This window comes from Clostridium sp. YIM B02506, from assembly GCF_022324845.1.
GTDB lineage: Bacteria > Bacillota > Clostridia > Clostridiales > Clostridiaceae > Clostridium_T > Clostridium_T intestinale.
The window spans coordinates 1-1,515 of sequence record NZ_JAKGTG010000067.1; the positions used below are offsets into that span (position 1 = coordinate 1).

The 1,515-nt window shown below is 31.0% G+C and carries 1 protein-coding gene; it reads right to left on the bottom strand.

The genetic code is table 11. The features are described from left to right. Nucleotides 1–174 precede the first annotated feature (174 nt). Nucleotides 175–1,410, bottom strand: coding sequence for an IS256 family transposase (locus tag L1S49_RS23060; protein WP_238907697.1), 1,236 nt, complete (start codon nucleotides 1,408–1,410; stop codon nucleotides 175–177). Nucleotides 1,411–1,515 lie beyond the last annotated feature (105 nt).

Sequence of the window (1,515 nt, forward strand, 5' to 3'; positions counted from 1 at the left end):
GAGAATGTGAAAAATTTTGTGTGAATTATAAATTATGTTCATTTATATAACTGGAAATTTGCTTTCCAGTTATATTTTTATACATTAATTGAAATACTAATACTAAGTTGTATTATGTTTTTATCTTTTGTAAAAATAGGTTTTATATACATTAATTCAAGAAAAAGTACAAGCTTAAATTATATCATCTTTATTAATTCTCTCACCAAACATTATCATAAATTGAGATAAAATTATGCCCCAATTTGGAACTGGTGAAGTCCACTTCTTCATAACTACATCAGTTGCCAAATACAATGATTTTCTAAGAGAATCATCTGTCGGAAATACTGTTCTAGTTTTAGTAAACTTTCTAAGCTGTCTATTGAATCCTTCTAACGCATTGGTTGTGTATATCATCTTTCTTATGCCTTCGGTAAATGAGAAAAAAGTTGAAAGTTTATCCCAGTTTACATACCATGAATCTATCACGTTTGAATACTTTTTATCCCATTTCTCTTTTAACAAATCGAGCTGCGCTAGCGCTACTTCTTCTGTTGATGCCTTATATACCTTCTTTAGGTCTACCATAAATTCTTTTCTATCTTTATAAGGTATATATCTCATAGAATTTCTAATCTGGTGAATTATACAGCTTTGAATACATACATTAGGAAATACAGTTCTTATGGCATCAGGTAATCCCTTCAAGCCATCCATACATGCTATAAATATATCTTTAACACCTCTATTGCTTAAATCATTGCAGACACCTAACCAGAATTTAGCTCCTTCAGCCTCGCCAATCCATATTCCTAAAATATCTTTATAGCCTTCCATGTCAATTCCCATACATATATAAGCCGCCTTTGTAACAATTCTATGATCGTCTCTTACTTTAAAATGAATAGCATCCATGTATACTATAGGATAAATATCATCTAGCATTCTATTTTGCCATTCGGCGGCGGAAGCCATTACTTTATCAGTTATATTGGATATCATACTTGGAGATACATCTATTCCATATAACTCTTCTAGTTCGGCTTGAATGTCTCTAGTTGACATGCCTCTAGCATATAGTCCAATTATCTTTTTATCTAATTCACTACATTCATTTTGATACTTTCTTATAGTTACCGGCTCAAACTTAGATTTTCTATCACGTGGAATGTCAAGTTCTACCTCTCCAAAACTGCTTCTTACGTTCTTTTTAGAATAACCATTTCTGTAGTTTTTCTCTTCATCATCGTTTATTCTTTCATACCTTTCACGCCCTAATGATTCATCCATTTCAGCTTCTAGAAGTTGTTGAATAACATCTTTAAACAATTTTTGCATCAATCCATTTTTACCAACTACGTCTTCCATAGTCTTACACTTTTTAACTTCTTCTTGATAGTTTATATTAGGTATTTCTATTTCCTTCATTTTGGAATCCTCCTTTATTTTAAGAATATTATTCCAAATCTACCATTAGATAATGCAAAAAAGGATGTAGTAGATTTGTTTTCACACAAATCTTTCTACATCCCC

Coding starts and splice junctions, on each gene's coding strand:
- L1S49_RS23060 (WP_238907697.1), bottom strand. CDS start 1,410: ATGAAGGAAATAGAAATACCTAATATAAACTATCAAGAAGAAGTTAAA.